The 1,771-nt window shown below is 51.4% G+C and carries 1 rRNA gene; it reads right to left on the minus strand.

From position 1 onward, the window contains the following. Positions 1–66: 66 nt before the first annotated feature. Positions 67–1,627: ribosomal RNA gene (locus tag AB0N73_RS16260) — 16S ribosomal RNA — on the minus strand. Between the last annotated feature and the right edge of the window lie 144 nt (positions 1,628–1,771).

Raw genomic sequence — 1,771 nt, forward strand, 5'->3', positions numbered from 1 at the left:
AGAGTAGACCTCTCAAAACTGAACAAAGTATCGACAAACGTGTGTAGTCTCCGTAATATTCCTTAGAAAGGAGGTGATCCAGCCGCACCTTCCGATACGGCTACCTTGTTACGACTTCACCCCAATCATCTATCCCACCTTAGGCGGCTGGCTCCAAAAAGGTTACCTCACCGACTTCGGGTGTTACAAACTCTCGTGGTGTGACGGGCGGTGTGTACAAGGCCCGGGAACGTATTCACCGCGGCGTGCTGATCCGCGATTACTAGCGATTCCGGCTTCATGTAGGCGAGTTGCAGCCTACAATCCGAACTGAGAGAAGCTTTAAGAGATTAGCTTAGCCTCGCGACTTCGCGACTCGTTGTACTTCCCATTGTAGCACGTGTGTAGCCCAGGTCATAAGGGGCATGATGATTTGACGTCATCCCCACCTTCCTCCGGTTTGTCACCGGCAGTCTTGCTAGAGTGCCCAACTAAATGATGGCAACTAACAATAAGGGTTGCGCTCGTTGCGGGACTTAACCCAACATCTCACGACACGAGCTGACGACAACCATGCACCACCTGTCACTTTGCCCCCGAAGGGGAAGCTCTATCTCTAGAGTGGTCAAAGGATGTCAAGACCTGGTAAGGTTCTTCGCGTTGCTTCGAATTAAACCACATGCTCCACCGCTTGTGCGGGCCCCCGTCAATTCCTTTGAGTTTCAACCTTGCGGTCGTACTCCCCAGGCGGAGTGCTTAATGCGTTAGCTGCAGCACTGAAGGGCGGAAACCCTCCAACACTTAGCACTCATCGTTTACGGCGTGGACTACCAGGGTATCTAATCCTGTTTGCTCCCCACGCTTTCGAGCCTCAGCGTCAGTTACAGACCAGAGAGCCGCCTTCGCCACTGGTGTTCCTCCATATATCTACGCATTTCACCGCTACACATGGAATTCCACTCTCCTCTTCTGCACTCAAGTCTCCCAGTTTCCAATGACCCTCCCCGGTTGAGCCGGGGGCTTTCACATCAGACTTAAGAAACCGCCTGCGCTCGCTTTACGCCCAATAAATCCGGACAACGCTTGCCACCTACGTATTACCGCGGCTGCTGGCACGTAGTTAGCCGTGGCTTTCTGGTTAGATACCGTCAAGGGGTGAACAGTTACTCTCACCCTTGTTCTTCTCTAACAACAGAGTTTTACGATCCGAAAACCTTCTTCACTCACGCGGCGTTGCTCGGTCAGACTTTCGTCCATTGCCGAAGATTCCCTACTGCTGCCTCCCGTAGGAGTTTGGGCCGTGTCTCAGTCCCAATGTGGCCGATCACCCTCTCAGGTCGGCTATGCATCGTGGCCTTGGTGAGCCGTTACCTCACCAACTAGCTAATGCACCGCGGGTCCATCCATCAGCGGCACCGTAAAGCGCCTTTCAAAACGAAACCATGCGGTTTCGATTGTTATACGGTATTAGCACCTGTTTCCAAGTGTTATCCCCTTCTGATGGGCAGGTTACCCACGTGTTACTCACCCGTTCGCCACTCCTCTTTTCCCGGTGGAGCAAGCTCCGGTGGGAAAAGAAGCGTTCGACTTGCATGTATTAGGCACGCCGCCAGCGTTCGTCCTGAGCCAGGATCAAACTCTCATAATAAAAGTTAGAACAATCTTGCGATTGTTAAGCTCAATTTGTTTGCTAGCATATTGCTTGCTTGTTAAAAATGTTTGTTGTCTTGAATTGAATCAAGACGCCCTACACATTTGGTTTGTCTTACTTTGTTCAGTTTTCAAAGGTCTA

Origin of the sequence: Microbacterium sp. NPDC089189 (assembly GCF_040685095.1) — a bacterium.
Taxonomy (GTDB): Bacteria; Actinomycetota; Actinomycetes; order Actinomycetales; family Microbacteriaceae; genus Microbacterium.